This is a genomic window from Robiginitalea myxolifaciens, assembly GCF_900115205.1.
Classification (GTDB): Bacteria; Bacteroidota; Bacteroidia; order Flavobacteriales; family Flavobacteriaceae; genus Robiginitalea; species Robiginitalea myxolifaciens.
Genome location: NZ_FOYQ01000002.1, coordinates 401,536 through 422,968, shown reverse-complemented (window position 1 = coordinate 422,968; position 21,433 = coordinate 401,536). Strand labels below are relative to the sequence as shown.

Sequence of the window (21,433 nt, the reverse complement as noted above, 5' to 3'; positions counted from 1 at the left end):
TCTCAGGCGATTCCGGAATTTCAGGTGAAATGCCCCGGAATCGCTATTTTTGAATGTCGGACCTAATCTGAGTTACGACTGGTTAATTTTCGGATGTATGGAAAACAAACACAAGGGAATCAATACGCGCTGCACGCATAGCGGAAACCTCGAGGATGAGCGATTTCGCGGGGCGGTATCTCCCATATATGTAAGTACCTCTTACGCCTATGAGGATGTGGATATTAAACGCTATCCGCGATACTTCAATACCCCGAATCAAGAGGCGCTTTGCCGCAAAATGGCCGCCCTGGAAAACACGGAAACGGCGCTGATCTTCGGGAGTGGAATGGCCGCTGTAAGTACCGCCTTACTCGCCTTTGTACAAAGCGGGGATCATGTGGTGCTCTCAGAGCATTCCTATGGAGGTACGCAGAACCTGATCCGGGAGGAATTCGACAAGTTCAGGATCGAATACACATTCATAGCCGAACCAACGGTTGCCGCATACCGGCAGGCGATCCGTGAAAATACCCGGGTTCTCTACCTCGAGACCCCTTCCAATCCACTGATGCAAATCACTGATTTGGAGGGAGTGGCGGAGCTTGCCCGGAAAAAAGGTCTTGTTACGATGATCGACAACACCTTTGCCTCCCCGGTAAACCAAAATCCGGCAGACTTCGGGATTGACCTCATTATTCATTCGGCTACCAAGTACATGGGAGGACATTCCGACATCTGCGCTGGTGTGGTAATGGGAAGTACGGAACACATTGACCGTATCTTCCAGTTAGCCAAAAATATGGGAGGAAGTCTGAGCGATTACACGGTGTGGCTCCTCGAGCGTAGTATCAAGACCATGGGGCTTCGCGTTAAGGCGCAAAGCCAGAATGCCTTGGAGCTGGCCCGTTTCCTGCAAACATGCCCGGAAGTAAACCGGGTATATTATCCGGGACTGGAAGACCATCCGGATCACGAATTGGCAAAAAAGCAAATGAAGGCTTTTGGGGGCATGCTGTCTTTTGAATTGGCCCCTGAGGTAGACCTTGGTGAATTCACCCATTCGCTCAAATTAGTTAAGGCTTCCATGAGTTTGGCCGGAGTCGAGAGTACGCTGACACTTCCTTCGCAGACATCACATGCCCTGTTGACCGAAGCGCAACGCAAGGCAGCCGGAATTGAAGAAGGCCTCATTCGTTTTTCCTCCGGTATAGAGGATATTGAAGACTTAAAGGAAGATTTGCTGCAAGCATTACGTAAAGCAACACACAGCCTCGCATGAAGTTAGATGTACTGGTATTCGGGGCCCATCCCGACGATGCGGAACTCGGGGCAGGAGCTACCATTGCCAAAGAAATAGCGCAGGGAAAAAAAGTTGGGATTATCGATCTCACCCGGGGTGAACTGGGCACTCGGGGCACCGCTGAAATCCGGGATGCAGAAGCAGCTAAAGCAGGCGAAATACTGGGATTAAGCGTCCGCGAGAATATGGGATTTGCCGATGGTTTTTTTCGTAATGATCGGCAGCACCAGTTGGCGATTATTCAAAAGGTCCGACAGTATCGCCCTGACATCGTACTCTGCAATGCGGTGGAAGATCGCCACATTGACCACGGCCGCGGAAGCGAACTCGTAAGTGACGCTTGTTTCTTGAGCGGTCTGATTAAGATTCCTACAAATCACAACGGGGACGCCCAGGAGGCCTGGAGGCCCAAAAATGTTTACCATTATATTCAATGGAAGAACCTGACTCCTGATTTTGCTCTGGATGTCAGTGGATTTATGGATCAGAAACTAGCGGCAATTGGCGCCTATGCGTCTCAATTTTACGATCCCAACAGCGAGGAACCTCAAACACCGATAAGCAGCAAGAATTTCACCGACAGCGTAGAATACCGGGCACGGGATTTGGGACGTTTAATAGGGGTAGAACATGCCGAGGGCTTCAATGTATCGCGCCTCCCTGCAGTACGGCAACTGAGCGATTTAATTTAAACCGCTTTTCCTAAGGCGTTTTCAGGATTGTTTTGGCCCCGCATACAGGCCTTGGGCAGGGTAAAGTAGAAGGTACTTCCTTTTCGCATAATGCTTTCCACCCAGATTCGGCCGTTATTCTTTTCGACCATTTCTTTACAAAGGGAAAGCCCCAGGCCGGTACCTTTCTCCTTATCTGTTCCGTAGGTAGTGTGATGCGTCTTATCCTGGAAGAGTTTACCTAAAGTAATACGGTCCATTCCCATACCGGTATCACGGACCGAGATTTCCCATTCCGTTTCGAGTTCCCGGGCTTTGAGGGTTACCATCCCGTTGTGTGGGGTAAATTTAATGGCATTGCTGATCAGGTTTCGGATCACAATGTCGATCTGGTTCGGATCGGACCAGGTTTGTACAGATCCATCCACTTTGGAAACAATGCGAATCGATTTGCGTTCGGCCAGTTCGGAAAGCAGGTTTATATTGTCCTGTACAACAGTTTGCATATCCATTTCCTGAGCCTTGGTTATGCTGCCTTCCAGCTGGGAATTACCCCAGGAGAGCAGGTTATTCAGGGTAAAATAGATATGATCAACATCCCCGCGCAGCTTGGGCATTAAGGTCAGGAATTCTTCCCGTTTCAGATCGCCGTCCTTGAACATTTTCAACAAGCCTTGTAAGGCACCTATGGGTCCGCGCAGGTCGTGACCGATAATGGAGAAGAGCTTGGTTTTGGTTTCACTGATATCCTGGAGTTCGGCTTTACGCTTTTCGAGGAACTCCTGCTTGGTTTGCAATTCTGCAGTCAGCTGCTTTTGTAGTTTTTTAGAGCGCCACACCAAATAGATAATAATGGTGGCAATCAAAAGGATTACCCAACCGATGCGGATATAACGCTTTTGCTTGGCCAGGGCCTTTTCGTTGTTCTCAATGAGTTCGGCTTTCTGCCGCTCGTATTCGTCCTTAGTCTTATGCAGATTCAGGCTCTGGCGGTTTTCGCTTCGGGCCAGGGAGTCCGATAATTGCTGGAATAGCTCATGATAGGCCAGGGCAGTAGCGTAATCCTCCCGATTCCTGTGGATTCTATAGAGGGTCTTGGCACAATCCCGCTTTCCATTGGTGAAATTGATCTCGTTGCTTATTCTGAACGCGTCCGTGGCGTAAACCGAAGCAAGACTATCATTGCCTTTCCCAAAATAGGCCTGTGCCATTCCATTAAGCAAATCAATGCGAGCGCGCTGATCGTCCAGGCTCAGATGCAACATATCGCTTTGGTTGTACCAGTACAGCGCCCACTTGTAATTGTATTTCTTCAGGTAGATTTTACCCTTAGTCTCATAGGCGTAGGCCAGCCAATCCATGATCCGGTGCTCTTCGAAGATGTCGATACTCTGGTTAACGTTAAACATGGCGTATTCCAGGTTCCCCATATCGGCATACAAGGATCCCAGATTGCTCATGGTTTCGGCCTTGATCACCTCATTATCAATAGAATCGTTTAAGCGCTTGACCTTTTTATAATAGGCCAGCGCGGCTTCGTAGTCTTTTTGTTCGGAATATAAATTGGCAATATTCTCCAGGATTATCGATTGCATGATTAACTCATCCAATTCCTGAGCCAATTCCAGGGCTTCCAGATAACCATTCAATGCGCTACCGTAATCTCCTTTATAAGCAAATTCGCCAGAAAGGCTGTTGAGTCCTTTAAGGCGAAGCATCTGATGCTCATCTCCTTCGGCCAGGGTGAGCCCTCTTTTGTAGTATCGAATCGCTTTGGCATTCTGACCGCGATCTGAATAATAATCGGCCAGTCGCATATTTGCCTTACTCTTTCCTGCCTGGTAATCGGCAGCTTCACTGAGGTCCAGCATCAATTCGCCTATTTGCAGGAGGCTATCGGCCTGATAGAACCGGATTTCTTTAGCCAGTTCGTTGAGTTTGTTGATATAGGTGGAATCCTGTGGATTGAAGTCTATGGACCGCTCCAACTTCTGGATTTCTTTTCGAAGTTCAGCTCGGGGGTCGGTTTCATTGGCGAGTACATCCATAGTCCCCGGAAAAATTCCCGGAAACAGGAGGCACAGGCAAAGGAGAACTGGTATAGGTTGCCAAAGGCTTTTCATGCGTCAAAATCAGACAGGCTAAATTTACCCTTGACCCATTGTGTGGCGTAAAGTTTGTTGTGAAAGGTGGATTTTTGTGTGTCTGGTCGATATAATCGTGCAGTTCGTCGATAAAAATGGAATTCTGGAAGTTGGAAACTGAGCCTGAAAAAGGCGCAAATACCCTCCCGGTCGAATCAAAATATGCCAGAAATAATTTTGCGCACAGCTTCGAATTCTATTAACTTTGCCACCGCTAAAATGGTGGTTGTAGCTCAGCTGGTTAGAGCGCTGGATTGTGGTTCCAGAGGTCGCCGGTTCGAACCCGGTCTTCCACCCAAGAAAAAAAGCCTTCAGTTTTTGCTGAAGGCTTTCTTGTTTATGGCATTACTGTATTGCTACTGAACTGCGATTATTTGGCCGCTTTGTCAACAACCAAACGCGCATCGCGGTTGGCAACTTCCCAGGCTGTGTGGAATACCAAACGCGCCCGTTGCTCCAGTAAATCGTAATTTATTTTATCCGGAGTGTCCCCGGGCCGGTGATAATCTACATGGGTCCCGTTAAAATAGAAAATGATCGGAATGTTGTTCTTGGCAAAATTGTAGTGGTCGCTTCTGTAGTAAAACCGGTTGGGGTCGTTTTCGTCGTTGTAGGTATAATCCAACTCCATCCCCGTGTATTTCGAATTTACCTCCTCCGACAGCTCGTGTAGTTCTGTACTCAGCTTATCGGAACCGATCAGATAAATATACTCCCGGGAACCCTCGCGTTTGGGGTCGATTCGTCCGATCATATCGATATTCAGATTCGCAACCGTGTTGGCCAGGGGGTACAGGGGTTCGACATCCGTGTAGTATCGCGAGCCTAGCAGCCCCTTTTCTTCCCCGGTAACATGGAGGAAAACAATACTTCGCCGGGGACGGATACCTGCTTTGGCAGCCTCCTTAAAGGCCTCCGCAATTTCCAGCATAGCAACCGTACCGGATCCGTCGTCATCGGCGCCGTTATTTACCTCCCCATCGGGTTCTAAACCAATATGATCCAGGTGAGAGGAAATCACGACATACTCATTTGGGATTTCCGATCCTTCCAGAATAGCGACTACGTTTTCGGAATCAATGGCCTGGTTTTCACTTTCAATTTCCAGGGCAAGATCTGCAGCAATACTACTGCCAACCTCTATTTTGGACCACTCCCCGAATACGGTATTGGCCACATCCCCATTGAGGAGGATAAATTGGGTGTTTTCCTCTTGAGAAGCCAAATTCATACGCCCGCTATTGTTGCGTCGCATATTATCAAAATAGCCTTTATACCGCTTGAAGTTCTGATCGTCTACATACATCAGGGCCTTGGCTCCATGAGCCTGGGCCGCATCTACGCGACGATTGATTGCTTCCGATACATTACTCCATTTCGAAGCTTCCAGGGTCCCTGTAAGGATATAATTGCCATCATCGCCTCGTGGCTCTCCGGAACGGGTGAGCACCACCTTGCCATTTACATCGACATTGTCATAATCGGAATACTGTTCCTCATCAATGCCATATCCCATGAAGACCACTTCAGAATAGGTGCCGGTACCGGGCGAAAACGCCAGGAATTCTCCGCCATTGGTAAGAATAACATCATCCAGGACGATTCGCCCCTCGGGAAGTTTGGACATTTCAAGAGGAACCTTCTGGAAATAAGTACCTGAAGTTCCGGCAGCGGCTGGAATATCCATCCCTTTATAAGCTTCTCTCAAATATTCGACTGCTTTCTTTTGTCCGGGTTCCCCGGTCTCCCTGCCTTCAAATTCGTCTGAGGCGTAGGTGTATAAATGTTCCTGTAATTCCGCTTCGGTAATCGTGGCGGCATAGGTTACGGAGGCATCGACTTCCGGCTGATCCGGAGTGGTGGATGCCGTGTTCTTACTGGTGTTGCAGGAAAGAGCAAGCGCAGCAAGACAAATGCAATACTTATTCATCAATTTTTATTTAGGAATTCAAAAATACGGAAATCTATGCGGTCAGGAATCAGATAGATCCGTAGGCCTTGTGGAGCATTTGATCCGTAGTACCCCGATCTAGGAACACGTCAAAATTACGCCCCTGTGTACGTTGAGCGCCCAGGGCATTGGCGTACTTGGCCGCCCGGACAAAGTTCTCAGGCTCTTCCAACAGCCCAAAGCCCAGACCCCCGGCAAAAGAATCTCCACAACCCGTAGTATCTACCACATCCGTAACCGGTACAGAAGGAACGATTTCCTTGTGGACTTTCCCGTTTTTCATAAAGTAAACGGCACTTCCGCCAGCGTCCAGGGTTACAATGAGGGATTTCACCCCTTTGAAAAGTACGTGATTGGCCAGGTCGTCCAGATGGGCTTCACTAACATCGTGGAAAGGTTTCAAGTCTTCCACCTTATACTCTTTTTCGAACCAGCAACAGCGGGATTCCTCCAGGTTCATCTTCAGCACATCGATATAGGGTAACCAAAGATCCCGATCAATCCAATATCGGATAAGCCGGTCTCCGGTTGTAGTAACAATGTTCGTAGGCCCATGGGCATCGAATATTACAGGCGCATTGCTGTTTGCTTTGATGAACTTCAGGGTCTCCAGGGGAATTTCGTAATCGGTAATCGGAACGCAGACGAATACATCGGCATCGAGCACATCTTCTAAATCCTCTCCGACGATCGGATTCATAAATCCGGTTTGCTTCTCCAAACGGTTGTTCTGATCGACGAATTTGAGCTGAATAACATCTCCCTGATCTGCACCATCGCGAATCCCGGTGGTATTGATGTTGGAGTAGGGGGAAAGGATTTCCAAAACACCGGGCTTATCTGCTTTGCGGACATGAGAAATCAAGTGGACTTCACCGTCATTTCCCAGCAGACGGGACATGCCAATGGCCGTATGTGTTGCGCACCCATATTTCTCGATAACCTCTCCGCGATGGGTGGTGATATGATCCCTGGGAATGGGTCCGAGAACTGCTGCTTTATATCCTTTCATTCGTTGTGCTAATTGGAATACGGAAGATATGAAATTAAGTGCATTCCGCCGAAATGCAAGGGAACCGAACTTCTTCGGGAAAAGCAGGCCGAAAATCGATTCTCCTTTGCGCCCACTTACAAAAAAGCCATATATTTGCCCCGCATTTCAGGAGGAATGGCAGAGTGGTCGAATGCGGTGGTCTTGAAAACCATTGAGGGTCACACCTCCGGGGGTTCGAATCCCTCTTCCTCCGCAAACAAAGCGCCCCGCGATAAGCGGGGCTTTTTTGTTTGTGTTTGCGTCAAAAACCTGTTTTTGTAAGCAAAACTAAACAGAAAAGACGGTCATGCGCAGCATGACAGGGCGCTTTGTAATTGCAGGACTCCCCTCAAGGGATCACGTCGCGTTAGCGGCGTAATCCTTTAAAGGATTTCCTAATCCTTCAATTTCCAGCGCACCGGCTGGCTCCTCGCTGCAGAAGCTCCACCGGACCTTCTGCGAGCGCTCGGCCCGGGATCACGAGTGAAGCGAGAAATCCCTTTGCCTGCATGGCTAAGTTTTCAAATTGCAGGACACCTTTCTTGCATACCTAGTAAAGCGAGTTCTTCGTCATACTCGGGTAATAGGGATGGAAGTAAAAAGAAGATCAGGTTGCCGAATACTTTCAACGATAAAGTAGGTAAACCTTGAAGAATAATCTTACTTTCAGTTTTTTCAAACCCAAAATTGCCATGAAAAGGATCATTTTAGTACTAATCATTTGTCTTTTGACTTCAAATATTTACGGACAAATATCCTATGAAAAGGGTTTTTATATTGATAATTCAGGGCAAAGGAAGGATTGTTATATCAGGAATGTAGACTGGAAGGACAATCCTACAGAGTTTGAATACCGATTGAAAGAAAATCTTGAATCCAAAACCATTGGCATTTCAGATGTAAAGGAGTTTCAAATAGATAGTATCGCTAAGTACGTCCGCCGTACTGTCAACATCGATAAATCAAGTGAGAATTTCGAAATGATGACTTATGAAAGAAATCCTGTCTATGAAGAAGAAACGATATTCCTGGAAGTACTTGTCGAAGGCAGGGCCAGCCTTTACAGATACGAAAATGGGGATTTAGTAAGATTCTTCTATAATACACAAGAAACCGATTTGAAGCAGTTGGTCTACAAATCCTACTTTGTTACCAGCGAACGAATAAATAGAAACAATGAATTTAGAAATCAGTTATGGAACACTATAAAATGCCCTGATTCTAGAATTAGTAAGGTTGAGAGTCTAGAATACCACGAGAAGGATTTGACACCTTATTTTATAAATTATAATGAATGCGCCGGATCAGATTATATGTATTTTGAGATTAAAAAGAATCGAGATTTATTCAACCTGAACATTCGACCGGGCATACGGTTTACCACCCTAAACATTCAAAATAATCTATCTGATATAAAAGAAGAATTTAACGCTGAAACATCCTTAAGGCTAGGGATGGAGGTTGAATTTATTTTACCTTTTAACAACAGTAAATGGGCACTGTTTGCTGAACCCACTTATCAGTATTTTAAATCTGATTTAGAAGAATCCTCCTCATCAATAGACGGTGTTGATTATAAATCTATTGAAATACCGGTAGGGGTAAGGCACTATTTCTTTATCAATAAGCAATCCAAAATCTTTATCAATGCTGCTTACGTCCTAGATTACAGTATAGGTAAATCGAGGGTGATTCGTGATTTTTCTAATGATTTAGAAATAAGCGTTGCTGATAATATTGCTTTTGGGATAGGTTATAAACACAATGATAAATTGAGTTTGGAACTACGTTATCAAACAACAAGAGATATCCTAAGCAGGTTTGAATTTTGGTTTTCAGAGTATCAAACAACCGCCATAATAGTAGGATACTCAATTTTTTAGCCTTAAAAACCGTGTACTTTAAATCAATAATACCTTCAGGTCTGCTACTGCTGTTTTTCCTAAACTCCTGTCAGCCAGATCAGGAGTACGTCTGGCAGGAAATAGAGGTAACGGTTTCTGCTTTCAATTCTGTGCCCTGGCAAACCGATGGAGATCCAACGATAACCGCCTGGGGCGACACCTTGCAAGAAGGCATGCAGTGCATCGCCATCTCAAGGGACCTGTTGGCTATAGGCCTTGAGCACAACACGGAGGTAGAAATTGAAGGTCTCCCAGGAACTTACCTCGTGAAGGACAAGATGAACCGCAGGTTCAGGAATCATGTAGATCTGTATATGGGGACTGACGTTTCCAAAGCCCGGGAATGGGGTCGGCAAAAACGAATTATTCGATTCAAAGTTCCGGATACAACTTCAGTGAAGTAGTAGGACATCTATTTTAGTTTCACTCTAATACAGCAGGCCTTAATGTCTTAATATCAGATAGTTCTGTTGCGTTACGTATCGTTTCTATCTGATTCTTCAGCAGTTCCTGATACGGATCGTCCGAAGCCAGGTTTTCAGATGCTCTGGTATAGGCTGCCAGTGCATTTTCCTTTTGATTTAATCTCAGATAGGCGTTCCCCAGAACCGTGTTATCACTGCTACGCCAAGGCATGATCTCTACCACTTTCTCCATGCGCCTGCGCACCAGATCCCAATCCGGCTCCCGGGTTTCGGCCAGGTATTCAAACACTTTTCCACTCATGGAGAATGCCCAGTTTTCGGGATCGGCCAGTTCCCCGTAGGCGATACTGATATTGCCAAGTCGTTTAACTGTTTTGAGCGCATCCAGGCGTGCGGGATCCCAGTTTGGCCAGGGGTGGTAGAGCCACGATTCAATAATAAAATAACCCTTGACCTTACCTTCCGAATTGGAATCGTCAAAAATATCTTTAACAATACCCCGCTCTACATCGAGTTTGGAAGCATTTACCTCTTCCTTCATTAGCCAACTCCAACTTTGGATATTTTCCGTACTATCCACATGAATCCCATCAAAGAAATCCCGGATTTCATAAAAGCGTTGCCCAAGATACAAGCCTTCGTTGGCGAAAAACTTATAGGCATTTTCCGTACCCCCTACGATTTCATTGTGATACTCGTAGATCCGTTTCTCAGTGACCGTCATAACAAAGGTTATGAGCAATAGGCCGTAAGGGATCAGTCGATTTCGGATACCCAGTCTGGGCAAACCTAAAAAAGCGGAGGCTCCGGCCAGGATACCCAGCCCCGCGGTAATGGGCATGGCATGACGTACGCCCCCGTAGGAAGTACGCCCCGAAGCCAGGGCCAGCACATGCATAATTACCAAAGTGCCGACGAATGCAATAATGACCCATTGTTCTTTGGTAAATGAACCCTCCCCTTTACGCGCTTTTATTGCGCAATAGATTAACACGCCGAGCCCCAATAACAGAACCAGTTGAAGCGCAAGCGGAATTCTCACCAACAAAACAGCAGGGAAGTATAAATAGGGAGCTCTGCCCATAACCACTTCCCCGAAGAATTTGTGTTCGTCATCGCCACGGCCTTCCATGCCTGCCCGAATCGTATCGGCAAACCCCCAGAGATAAGCCTTGGGAAAAAGGCGGGAATTGTCCATGAAGGTCACCAGGTTCCGATATATGGGCTTATTGAGGTCTGAAATCTTGAGCTCCAGACTTCGATTAAACTGGTCTTTCCCCTCGATAGATCCTTCATAGCTGAAGCCATAGGCAGCCCATAACACCCCAAGTCCGATAATCGAGGCTCCGAGGATCCGTACCAAACGACTCCCGGCTTCTTTCCAGGATTTCTTAACCAGGGGAATCAGGGCAAAACCGAGCAACAGCAGCCCTATCCCGGCTATTGCCGGTAACGCAGAATGCTTTACGGCCATGGCGCTTCCCACGGCAAGGCCAAAGGCGACTACCCATTCCCATTTCCAGGTCATTGCGAGTTTACCGGCTGTAAGTGCGCTAAGGACAAGGGTCAGCGATAGGGGTAAATCTGTTAATACGAGAGGCTGATGCGAACTAATACTGGGCTCCAAAGCGAGCCATAGCATACTTATCAGGGCCCATTGAAACCCAAAAAAACGCCAAAGCAAGCCGGCGATACACAGGCCGAGAATAAAATGAAAAGCGTACATCGCCGCCCGGGATTTCCGCTGTATCCCAATGTCGTCGTTTTCGTAATACATGATTTCCTGCAGCCAATGCCGCTCATGTTCCTTGTCGTTGAGCACCTCCAGCGGACGCAACTCCATATCATTTTTTATCCAGTGTCCCACCCATAATTTAGAGAGGGGAGGATGTTCTGGATTCAATCGGTAATCTCCGGTTTCGGCATAATAGGCTCCGGAAATAATATGAAAGGGTTCGTCATTGGCAAAAGAATCCAGGCGTGTGCCGTAAGAGGATCTCCAGATAGTAAATAGCAGGACGCCTAGTAGCGTCAAGCCCTGCCACAAGCGGGGATTGGAAGTAAAAGTCTGGCGAGAAAAGACTTTTTGCATGTGTTAGTTGGGTTGGTATGAGGATAAAGTACTAATTATTAAAGGATTAATAAGGGGGATTGTATATCTCGTTCGATTAGTTGTATGAATGCCCTTGAATAAAACTTCTTGATTTTATGTACTTTACCAACACAACCTAAACTTCACCAACCGATGAAATCAAAAATTGTAAGCGTTCGCTTGCTTTTATTCGTATTCCTGCTGGCTGCAAATCTGTCTGCTCAGGAGAAAGACGCGAAATGGAATGTAGCTGCGCCTGAGGGCGATTGGAATATTAAAGAGGTTCCGCTGCAAACCGACGAGGGGACCTGGATGAACCTCGATGTTAGCCCGGACGGAACTCACATTGTATTCGATATGGTCGGTGATATTTTTATCGTACCGATTTCCGGAGGTACGGCTACGCTTTTACGTGGGGGACTTCCCTACGAGGTTCAGCCCCGGTTTAGTCCGGACGGGAAGCATATTAGCTTTACCAGTGACGCAGGGGGCGGAGACAACATTTGGGTCATGGACCGGGACGGCAGCAATGCGCGGCAGGTTACCAAAGAGAGCTTCCGCCTGTTGAACAATGCAACCTGGACCCCTGACGGGCAGTACCTGATCGCCAGAAAACACTTTACTTCCCAGCGTTCTCTCGGTGCAGGGGAATTATGGATGTACCACATTACCGGAGGTTCCGGTTTACAGCTTACCAAGCGCAAGAACGACCAGCAGGACGTAAACGAACCCAGTCTTTCACCCGATGGCCGCTATGTCTATTACAGTGAGGATGTGTATCCGGGCGGGTTTTTTCAATACAATAAGGATCCCAATAAGCAGATCTACGCCATTAAGCGGTACGATCGGGAAAAAGGGGAAACCCTGACCGTTACAGGTGGTCCCGGTGGGGCAGCGCGGCCCGAAATATCCCCTGACGGCACAAAAATGGCCTTTGTACGCAGGGTTCGCACCAAGACGGTACTCTATATCCACGATTTGGAAACCGGCGAAGAGTGGCCGCTCTATGCGGATCTGAATAAAGACCAACAAGAAGCCTGGGCTATTTTTGGCACTTACCCGAACTTTTCTTGGACTCCGGACAATAGTGCCCTCATTTTTTGGGCGGGTGGAAAACTCAATCGCCTGGAGGTGGCCAGCCTGGAAGTGAGCAATATACCCTTCGAAGCTTCCACTACGCTTAGCATTGCTGAGGCGCTTCACTTTGAGATACCGGTGGCACCGCAAGAATTCACCGCACGGGTCATCCGGGGTGCAGTAACTTCCCCGGACGGTAAAACTCTTGCCTTTAATGCAGTCGGGCAGTTATGGACCAAACGATTGCCCAATGGGAAGCCCAAACAACTCACTACCGGTCCGGCTTTTGCCTTTGAACCTGCTTTTTCCCCGGACTCCAGGCAGCTTGCTTATGTAAGCTGGGATGATAAGGAAAAAGGAGCTGTGCATACCATCTCGGTTTCAGGCGGAAATTCCACCAAACTCACCACAGTTAAGGGAATTTACCGCACACCTGCCTTTTCCGCTGATGGAAATAGCCTTGTGTTTGTTCGGGAATCCGGTAATGGGGATCAGGGCTTCGCCTTTACCAAGGAAGCGGGGATTTATACTGTGAATGCCCGGGGAGGAGCGCTCAAAAAAGTAATCGGGGAGGGGGCCTACCCACAATTCAATCCAAAAGGGGATCGAATTCTCTATCAATCCGGAGGCACCTATTTTGGTAACCTTACCAAATCGCTGAATAGCGTTGATCTGAACGGGGAAGATAAACGCACGCACGTTAAAACAAAATACGCCAACCGAATTGTACCCAGCCCCGACGGTAAATGGATCGCATTTTCTCATTTACACAAGGTATTCCTGGCACCCTGGCCTGCTTCTGGTAAAACCTTGGACCTGGATAACAAGTCCAAATATGTACCCGTGTCTCAGGTTAGTAAAGACGCCGGAATCAATATTCACTGGTCCGGCGATAGTCAAAAGATATTATGGACCCTTGGGGATCAATATTTTGAAAATGCCGTAGCCAATCGGTTTACCTTCCTCCCGGATTCCCCGGATAGTATTCCTCCTGTAAAGGAGAAAGGCATGCCTATTGGGCTCGAATTAAATTCCGATGTACCCAAAGGTGTAACGGTATTTACCGGTGCTCGCATTATTACAATGGAAGGAGATGAGGTCATTGAAAATGGGACCCTGGTAGTCCGGGATAATCGAATTGAGGCCGTCGGACCGGCAGGAGCAGTGAATATTCCGTCAGCAGCACATATCGTTGACGCGAGCGGTAAAACCATAATGCCGGGGATCGTGGATGCCCACGCCCATTTACAAGCCTTCCGCCATGGGCTAACCCCGCAGCAACATTGGCCACTTTATGCCAATCTTGCCTATGGAGTAACGACTGCGCATGACCCTTCGGCAAATTCGGAAACCATCTTTTCCCTGGCCGAAATGGTCCGCAATGGAACCATGGTAGGCCCGCGTATTTTCTCAACAGGTATTATCCTCTATGGGGCGGATGGTGATTTCAAGGCGGTCATTAACTCATTGGAAGATGCGCGATCGGCCATCCGGCGTACTAAGGCCTACGGGGCGCAATCCGTAAAAAGTTATAACCAGCCTCGGCGGGAGCAGCGCCAACAGGTGATACAGGCTGCCCGGGAATTGGGCGTGCATGTAGTCCCTGAAGGAGGCTCTACGTTCTTCACCAATTTAAGTATGGTAATGGATGGGCATTCCGGGGTGGAACACAATATACCCGTTGCACCGGTATATAAAGACGTCACTACACTTTGGGGCAATAGCGATACGGGGTATACCCCAACCTTGATCGTAAATTATGGAGGTATGAACGGGGAGTTCTTTTATTATGAGCGGGACAACGTGTGGGAGAATGAGAAGTTACTGACGTTTACGCCAAGAGGAATTGTAGATGCCCGATCCAGGCATAGAACAAAAGTCCCTGCGGAGGAATACGATAATGGGCATATACTGGTTTCAGAGACCTGCAAGCACTTAAGCGATGCCGGTGTTAAGGTAAATCTTGGGGCACATGGACAGTTACAGGGACTCGGTGCACACTGGGAACTCTGGATGCTTCATCAGGGAGGAATGAGCAATATGGAAGCCCTTAGGGCCGCTACAATCAATGGGGCGGAATATATAGGAGCCGGAAAGGAAATCGGCTCCCTGAAAACCGGAAAACTGGCCGACCTTATTGTGTTGGATGGAAACCCATTGGAGGATATCGAAAACACGAATACAGTGCGATACACGATGGTCAACGGCAGGCTATATGACGCTTCTACCCTAAACGAAACCGGAAACCACACCCGGGAGCGAGGACCGTTTTACTGGGAGCAGGGAAGAAACAACCAGGCCTTTCCCTGGCATGAAGACACCATGAGCTTTGGGGTACCACATTGTGGTTGCCAGGTAGTACGACACTAATTTCAGAAGGTTATTCTTGTAAATCCCTATCGTTAGATACGATTTTACTGGCACGCAGATCTTCACCGGGCAGTTTGCCGCGGTCAACGCTATTGAAGGTCTTAAGTGAATCCAGCGGACTGCCGTAGTAGTCGTAGTGATCCGGAGTTAAGTTCACAGCCGGGGTATCGGCAGTTGCCTTTTTCCAGTTATTAAGTCTTTGTTTTAGCGATTCCAAAACAGCGCTATATTCAGGGGATTCTGCCAGATTGTGCAATTGATGAGGATCTTCGGTTGTGTGATACAACTCGTATTGTGGTCGGGGGTATATGAAGTGGTCCCTGTATTCTGAAGGGATTGCTTCCGGATTGAGGCCCCACTGAAGCAGTGATTTAAAACTATCACCAGTATGGACATCGGCTGCACTGGATTGGCGTTTCTCCGGAAGGTTATTTTCGATCAATAAGTACTCTTGGGAACGAACCATGCGTTCATGCGCCTGATAATCGTGCCAATTGTGTTCGGCAAATACATAGTCCCTATGGGAAATCGCAGGATTTTGCAACACTGATTTAAAGGACATGCCCTGGTAGGATTCACCAACCGGGAGTCCGGCAATCTGCAGCAAGGTAGGGGCAAGGTCTATAATAGATATCAGGGCCCTGGAACGTTGGGGTCTATTGCCAATACCAGCCCCGGATACTATCAGCGGGGTTTGTAAACCACTGTCGTACATCCGCGTCTTGTCCCTGGGAAAAGGCCTTCCATTATCGGCAATTACAATGACCAAGGTGTTCTCCAACCTTCCCGTGTTCCTCAACGCATTGAGTACGCGTCCGATATGAAAATCGAAGCGTGCTATCTCATCGTGGTAGGCGGCCAAATCATGACGGGTCAGGGAATCGTTCACGAGATAAGGAGGTGGGACAATAGCCTCGGCATTCGGGATAGCGGGATGTCCTTGCCGATCCCAATTGCGATGCGCGTCCAAAGAAGCCATCCAAAGGAAAAAGGGTTGCTGTTCAGGAATAGAATCCAACAGCTCCAACCACCGGTCTTCACCTCCAGGCCCGATTGCCGTGTCCATTACAGTATTGAAGTCTTTTCGGGTCGCTTCTCCAAGGTGCCACTTTCCGCTGGCGCCCACGAAATATCCCGAGCTTTTCAGATCTCCAGCTACTGTTTTTATGGAGGGTAAAAGGGGGGTATGAAGTTCAGGGGCACCCGTATTATGCGGATACCGGCCACTAATAATACTGGCTCTGCTCGGGCTGCAGGAGCTGGTAGTTAATATGGCCCGTTCAAAGGTAATCCCATTTTGTGCAAGGGAATCAATAACTGGTGTATGACCAATAGGGTTACCATAAACCTTTAAATCCGTTGCACTGACATCGTCTGCTATGAATACAATTATATTAGGCCTCGACAGCTTACCGCTGTCAGCAAATTCACAGGAAATAGCCAACATCAGAATAAGGAAGAGGCTAAAAACTGGCTTAAATCGAAATATCCTATCCATAGTACTATCGATGAAAGGTAAATATTTACGGTGAAATACCTGTGAATAATTCAGAGGGTAAGGCCTTTTGAGTGTTGCCTATGCGCTCATCGAAAGTATTAAGCACTTACCCGAAACTGTGAAAAACTCATAGCCTTTATCTGGTTTTTTAACAAAAAATCACCCGTTTTTACCCAAATCCTGTGAAAAACTAATAACACATTCGGGGCCTGTCTGTAAAACTTTGTCAGCTCCAAACCCCAAATCTGTGTGTTATGAACCCTATGTTAAAAATCAGAATCCTCTTGGGTTGCCTGCTTCTGGGAATGATATCTCTTCAGGCACAAAACCAAAGGATGACTCGCTCTGGTCAGGAACTGAGAAGTGAGGCAGACAAAAGAATCGAGAACTACTTACAACTGGTAAAGCTCGGCTATTCCGACGATGAGATTTACGAGGATCTCGGAAATGCCAATTTCCTTGCCGAGAATTACGAAACTGCAGCATTCTGGTACCAGAAGCTCATTGATCTGCAGGGTGTTGAGGCGGTGGCTTTTAGCTACCTGGAACGCTATAAATATGCTCAGCACCAGGCAGGTATCGTTGCCCATCGCGATGTTGCCGACCGACGGGACTGGTACTCCAAAGTTCGCGACGACTACCGCGTGACCAATACCTCTTACGTAGCCAAGCTCACTCAGGATTTGGCAGCAAATTATCAAATGCCCGACTTTGGCCGCTCTGGTCACCAAAGGGATACGGATGGTCTTGATGCCCTACGGGCCATTCCGCAGGCCGACCTGGCTCAGTTGCAATCCGACAGGATTGGGATCCAGGATGCCTACCTCCCGCCGGTGGCCGTGACGGCCGACGGGCAAATGGCTTACTTCAGCAAGGCTGTACCTATGAAGCCGCTTACTGGATTATTCTCCAAAAAGCAATTGGTGCATAAACTCTACAGTGCCCGTAAAATAAATGGGAAGTGGAGCGACATCCGGGAATTGGGTGTGGTGCCCAAGTATGCTTCTGCAATGCATCCAGCTGTATCGGCAGACGGGCGACGCCTTTATTTTTCTTCCGACATGCCAGGTTCTTTCGGGAAGTACGATATCTATGTTTCAGATATTCAGCGCGATGGTAGTCTCGGTGTAGCCCGAAATATGGGCGACAAGGTAAATACCAGAAGGAATGAAATGTTCCCCTCCCTGGTAGGAGACGATGTGCTCTTCTTCGCTTCAGATGGACGAGATGGTTTTGGTGGCCTGGATTTATACGCCGCTCGGGTAGCCCCCAGCAGTGTAGGCCTTGCCGTGAACATCGGAAGCCCCTTCAATAGTGCAGAAGATGATCTGGCGCTCAATCTGAACACCGATAGCGGAATGGCTTCCGTAGTATCCAACCGCGGTACCCGAGGCGATGATGTGCGCGAGCTGGTAATTACCTATCAGGAAATGCAGCGTAACGGTCTTGCGGATAACCGCCACGACTTCATGGATATCCTCTCGGTAAACCCCCGAAGCACAGTAGCCAATACGCATTTCGAAGATTAGCCTGTGATTGGATTATAAGCTAAACTGAACTTTATTCCGGGATACCCGGAAGTGTCGCCGGGGGAAGTGGTCACCCCCCATTCCCCCCGGCTTATACCCCCAAAATACCGGCCGTTTACCCCAGCGGCTCCAAATTACAACCCGATGAAAGCGAGCAAGTTTATTAACGGAACCCTGAGCGGGCTGCTACTGGCAGTAACGCTCCTCCTGGCCCCGGAAGTTACCGGGCAGCAAACGGAGACCGAAAGGGAATTCAGTGTTAAGAGTCCCTTTCACAATCAATTGTTTTTTAATCGATTCCTGATCAACCCTACTTTTTCCCTGGTACGCGAGAACAAATCCTATCTAAATATCCTGCACCGGAATCAATATGCTTCCTTTGAGGATAACATTCAGAACTATTACCTGGGATTCAGCAATCGGCTCAATGAGCGCACTGCACTGGGTATTGGAATCTATGGACAATGGGAGGGAGTTGTTCAGGAGTTCGGGTTCAATGCGAATTACGCCCGAGCCATTAAACTGGGCGATAACAGCAAGCTTACCTTTGGTACGAATATTACCTATGTAAGTCAGGGCCTGGATCAATCCCGTATTATTACACCAGAGACGGATCCCACCCTGCAGGACGCCGGAAAGGAAAGTAAAATTGCAGTGCAACCAGGTATTGCGCTAACCCTTGGGCGATTTGACCTCGCTTTCTATGGAAAGGAACTCATTAAGTACAACCAAACCAGTAATGAGTTAATTACAGGGTTTGAAACAGCGAACCTGCAAACCGCCTTGCAGTATACGCAACCGCTTAATGCCACTTCGGGTTTATTCGAGGACGGTCGTATTATGCCCATGGTCCAGGTAGGGCAGGGGCCGGAAGACCGCATTGCCTATATCGCTTCCCTCCTGGTGGATTTACCCCACTACGGATGGCTCCAGTCTACCTATGATGCCACCTATGGTTTATCTATGGGGCTCGGTTTCAACCTGAGTCAGACGATGTCCTTAGGATATTTGATGGAGAAGGACGTGACCAATACCGGATCCAATCTGGGTTGGAATCATGAAATAAGCCTGGCGTATACCTTCCGCGATGAGGAAGAAAGCCTGAAAGACTACGCTAACCTGAGCCAGGATAAGCGCATCGATGATATCATCCGGAATTACGAGGAACAAATTTCCCAGCTGCGGGCCGAGGTGGAAGCCGATCGTCTGGCTTCCACCCAGGGTACAGTGGCTAAAAATTCCGGCAGTAATCCGGAAGGTCTTGCCGATTTGGATGCAACCGCTAAAGCGAGTACGACTACCAACACCAATCCTGCGCTTACCGATGAATTGCGGGAAGGATGGCAAGCCGCCCATAATAATAAGGAGGATTCCCGGGTGGCCAGGTCCGGCAAGAGGAAGGCAAAGACAAAGTTGGCAGATGCCGATGTGGCTGCCTTAAAGGAAGATGCCCTGAATTCCTACTCCCTGGCATTTGAGAACCGATTAATTCTGGACGAACTGATCCTGCGCCAGGATTCGATTGAGGCTGCACGTACCGCGCAGTTCGAAAAACGCTTTGAGACCCTTGTGAGAACAATAAGAAATGAAAAGTGCAACGGACAAACAGCTTGTCCTGAATCCAAAACCCAAACTCCGGAGGAGCGCCTGCCTGCAGGTGGAGCAAGGACTGCCATAGCGGCGGTGCCTACCCAGAAAGCTCCCGTCAACACCCAAAAGACACCTAATCTAAAAAGAGACTTTAAGGAAGTTCCTATACGATCCAAAAATCGGTCGGATATCGTTGGGGTGTCATCTGGTTATTATATAATTGCGAACGTCTACAGTAATAAGACGTATCTCAATGCCTTCGTGAAATCACTTAAGGAGAAAGGCTTGAATCCGAAGCAATTCTATAACACAGAGAACGGGTTGTATTATGTATATCTGGCCGATTTTAATACTAAAGAGGATGCCGATCTGGCCCATAACTCCAATTTAAGCGGCAAGTACGCGGAGGAGAAATGGATTATGGAAGTCTATAACCCAGTGGCAACGGCTAAAGTGGATTTCCTGGACTAGGAAACACATTCCTCTGACGAAGTGGTGAGGTTCATCTCACTTACGCTTGCTCCACAAAGACCATCTGAAAACGCATTTTTCGGGTGGTCTTTTTAAATTTTTGAAGCTCTTGAATTACAGACCACTCAGTCTATTTTAACACGAAAATTCGACCAAGTGCACACCTGGACTGCACTTGATCGAAAAAAGCTGCATTTGCTGGGTGGAAATGGGGGTATTTCGTACATTTTCATTGAAAACATTACAACCTGTTTTTGTACAACCCAAATCTGTTTTTATCATGTCCTACTTTTACCCCCGAAAGGAAGGCAACCCGAAATCATCGCACACCCCTGCTGAAACGGGTACGCTTCAAGACCCCTTCCGACACCTTTATTATTTAAGGAAATTCCGTCCGGATGCACTGGCCGGATTCCCGGATGCCTGAGCGACAAAGTAAACGTTGTCCACGGATGTAATCCTGTGCTTTTCTTTAGCTGTGTGCCCCGCAGCCAAAGTGCCCCAAAAGTAAAAGGATACTGTCTGACTGTGCCAGGGTGCGTGCTACAAAGCACGTGCCCCGGGCATCCCTTGACCAATTCAAACCCCAAAAGAATCAAAAATACAACCCCAAATTCTCCAAAATATGAATACTTCTACTCTAAAAGTTATGGTTATCGATAGCGATCCCAGGATGCTGGAAGCCTATCCGTATTATTTTCACACCTATCGCGACTACGAACTTTGCGGCCTGTATAGTTCGGCTTCAGAGGCGCTTAAAGATTTCAATAGTATGCGCCCGGATATCGTGATTTCGGAAATGCGTCTCCCGGAGGAATCAGGCATTTCTATACTCCAGGCAATCCGTAAAATGGACGCCAGTGCCCAGGTCATTATGGTGAGCGAAGAAAATGAGTTCGAAAAGATCAAGGAAGCCTTTAAGTATGGTGCGGTGGGTTATCTGACCAAACCAATCAGCAAGGATAGGTTACTCAATGCACTGGATGCCATTAAATATGAAGGCGCTGCGATAAGTAGTGATATTGCGCGGAAGGTCATTGACATGTTCCGTCGTAAATCCTATGAACGCTTTTCGGAAAGAGAAAACGAAATCGTCGAATACCTCTGTCAGGGGGCTACCTATAAGATGATTGCGGAAAAACTATTTGTAAGTCCTTCTACCGTGAATTTTCATATCCAGAATATCTATTTGAAACTGGATGTCAATTCCAAAGCGGAAGCCCTGAATAAATTACAAGAACTCGATTTAGCGAGTTAATGATAAGTTGCTTTGTGGGATTAGCTTCTAGACCAGTCCCGGGTGTTTAGCCATAGAAGCCATGGGAACTGGCAGAAAGAAAGCCCCGCTTACTGCGGGGCTTTTTTATGGTTGCAAAATCCTTTTTGCTGCAAAATC

General features: G+C 47.7%; 14 protein-coding genes and 2 tRNA genes. 11 read left to right on the top strand and 5 right to left on the bottom strand.

Going from position 1 to position 21,433, the window contains the following annotated elements; all coding sequences use genetic code 11:
* The first annotated feature begins 97 nt into the window (after positions 1–97).
* Positions 98–1,261 (top strand): trans-sulfuration enzyme family protein, encoded by a 1,164-nt coding sequence (locus BM318_RS09990; RefSeq protein ID WP_092982474.1) that lies wholly within the window; start codon positions 98–100, stop codon positions 1,259–1,261.
* Positions 1,258–1,974, top strand: a complete 717-nt coding sequence (gene bshB1, locus BM318_RS09985) for a bacillithiol biosynthesis deacetylase BshB1 (protein WP_092982473.1) — start codon at positions 1,258–1,260, stop codon at positions 1,972–1,974. The genes BM318_RS09990 and bshB1 overlap by 4 nt, the downstream gene beginning before the upstream one ends.
* Here bshB1 and BM318_RS09980 read toward each other — a convergent pair.
* The gene (locus BM318_RS09980; RefSeq protein WP_092983487.1) at positions 1,971–4,001 is read right to left on the bottom strand and encodes a tetratricopeptide repeat-containing sensor histidine kinase; all 2,031 of its coding nucleotides are present in this window, start codon (positions 3,999–4,001) and stop codon (positions 1,971–1,973) included. The genes bshB1 and BM318_RS09980 overlap by 4 nt on opposite strands.
* Positions 4,002–4,318: 317 nt before the next feature.
* On the opposite strand from BM318_RS09980, the gene BM318_RS09975 reads away from it, so the two are divergent.
* Positions 4,319–4,394 (top strand) — tRNA-His (locus tag BM318_RS09975).
* A 73-nt stretch (positions 4,395–4,467) separates the two neighbouring features.
* Here BM318_RS09975 and BM318_RS09970 read toward each other — a convergent pair.
* Both BM318_RS09970 and BM318_RS09965 read right to left on the bottom strand, forming a co-directional pair.
* Positions 4,468–6,027 (bottom strand): M28 family peptidase, encoded by a 1,560-nt coding sequence (locus BM318_RS09970; RefSeq protein ID WP_092982472.1) that lies wholly within the window; start codon positions 6,025–6,027, stop codon positions 4,468–4,470.
* 49 nt (positions 6,028–6,076) lie between these two features.
* Complete coding sequence (locus BM318_RS09965; RefSeq protein ID WP_092982471.1) at positions 6,077–7,060, bottom strand: carbohydrate kinase family protein; 984 nt, start codon at positions 7,058–7,060, stop codon at positions 6,077–6,079.
* Between the two features lie 150 nt (positions 7,061–7,210).
* Here BM318_RS09965 and BM318_RS09960 point away from each other — a divergent pair.
* The 3 genes from BM318_RS09960 to BM318_RS09950 all read left to right on the top strand — a co-directional run bounded on the left by BM318_RS09960 (position 7,211) and on the right by BM318_RS09950 (position 9,389).
* Positions 7,211–7,295: transfer RNA gene (locus tag BM318_RS09960), tRNA-Ser, on the top strand.
* Positions 7,296–7,773: 478 nt separating this feature from the next.
* On the top strand, positions 7,774–8,964 hold the full coding sequence (locus BM318_RS09955) for a porin family protein (protein ID WP_143099960.1): 1,191 nt from the start codon (positions 7,774–7,776) through the stop codon (positions 8,962–8,964).
* 11 nt (positions 8,965–8,975) lie between these two features.
* The gene (locus BM318_RS09950; protein WP_245759802.1) at positions 8,976–9,389 is read left to right on the top strand and encodes an RlpA-like double-psi beta-barrel domain-containing protein; all 414 of its coding nucleotides are present in this window, start codon (positions 8,976–8,978) and stop codon (positions 9,387–9,389) included.
* Positions 9,390–9,408: 19 nt separating this feature from the next.
* Here BM318_RS09950 and BM318_RS09945 read toward each other — a convergent pair whose 3' ends face one another.
* Complete coding sequence (locus BM318_RS09945) at positions 9,409–11,502, bottom strand: ArnT family glycosyltransferase (protein ID WP_092982469.1); 2,094 nt, start codon at positions 11,500–11,502, stop codon at positions 9,409–9,411.
* A 153-nt stretch (positions 11,503–11,655) separates the two neighbouring features.
* Here BM318_RS09945 and BM318_RS09940 point away from each other — a divergent pair, with 153 nt between their 5' ends.
* Complete coding sequence (locus tag BM318_RS09940) at positions 11,656–14,949, top strand: amidohydrolase family protein (protein WP_092982468.1); 3,294 nt, start codon at positions 11,656–11,658, stop codon at positions 14,947–14,949.
* A gap of 10 nt (positions 14,950–14,959) precedes the next feature.
* On the opposite strand, the gene BM318_RS09935 is transcribed toward BM318_RS09940, so the two are convergent.
* The gene (locus BM318_RS09935) at positions 14,960–16,447 is read right to left on the bottom strand and encodes a sulfatase family protein (RefSeq protein ID WP_092982467.1); all 1,488 of its coding nucleotides are present in this window, start codon (positions 16,445–16,447) and stop codon (positions 14,960–14,962) included.
* 335 nt (positions 16,448–16,782) lie between these two features.
* Here BM318_RS09935 and BM318_RS09930 point away from each other — a divergent pair, with 335 nt between their 5' ends.
* The 4 genes from BM318_RS09930 to BM318_RS09920 all read left to right on the top strand — a co-directional run bounded on the left by BM318_RS09930 (position 16,783) and on the right by BM318_RS09920 (position 21,295).
* Positions 16,783–17,976: a TolB-like translocation protein gene (locus BM318_RS09930; protein ID WP_177218295.1), complete on the top strand. Its 1,194-nt coding sequence runs from the start codon at positions 16,783–16,785 to the stop codon at positions 17,974–17,976.
* A 144-nt stretch (positions 17,977–18,120) separates the two neighbouring features.
* On the top strand, positions 18,121–20,037 hold the full coding sequence (locus tag BM318_RS09925; RefSeq protein WP_092982465.1) for a PorP/SprF family type IX secretion system membrane protein: 1,917 nt from the start codon (positions 18,121–18,123) through the stop codon (positions 20,035–20,037).
* A gap of 280 nt (positions 20,038–20,317) precedes the next feature.
* Positions 20,318–20,464 carry a hypothetical protein gene (locus BM318_RS14435; protein ID WP_177218294.1) on the top strand — a complete coding sequence of 49 codons (147 nt, stop codon included), beginning with the start codon at positions 20,318–20,320 and terminating at the stop codon, positions 20,462–20,464.
* Positions 20,465–20,662: 198 nt separating this feature from the next.
* Positions 20,663–21,295 carry a response regulator transcription factor gene (locus tag BM318_RS09920; RefSeq protein WP_177218293.1) on the top strand — a complete coding sequence of 211 codons (633 nt, stop codon included), beginning with the start codon at positions 20,663–20,665 and terminating at the stop codon, positions 21,293–21,295.
* Positions 21,296–21,433 lie beyond the last annotated feature (138 nt).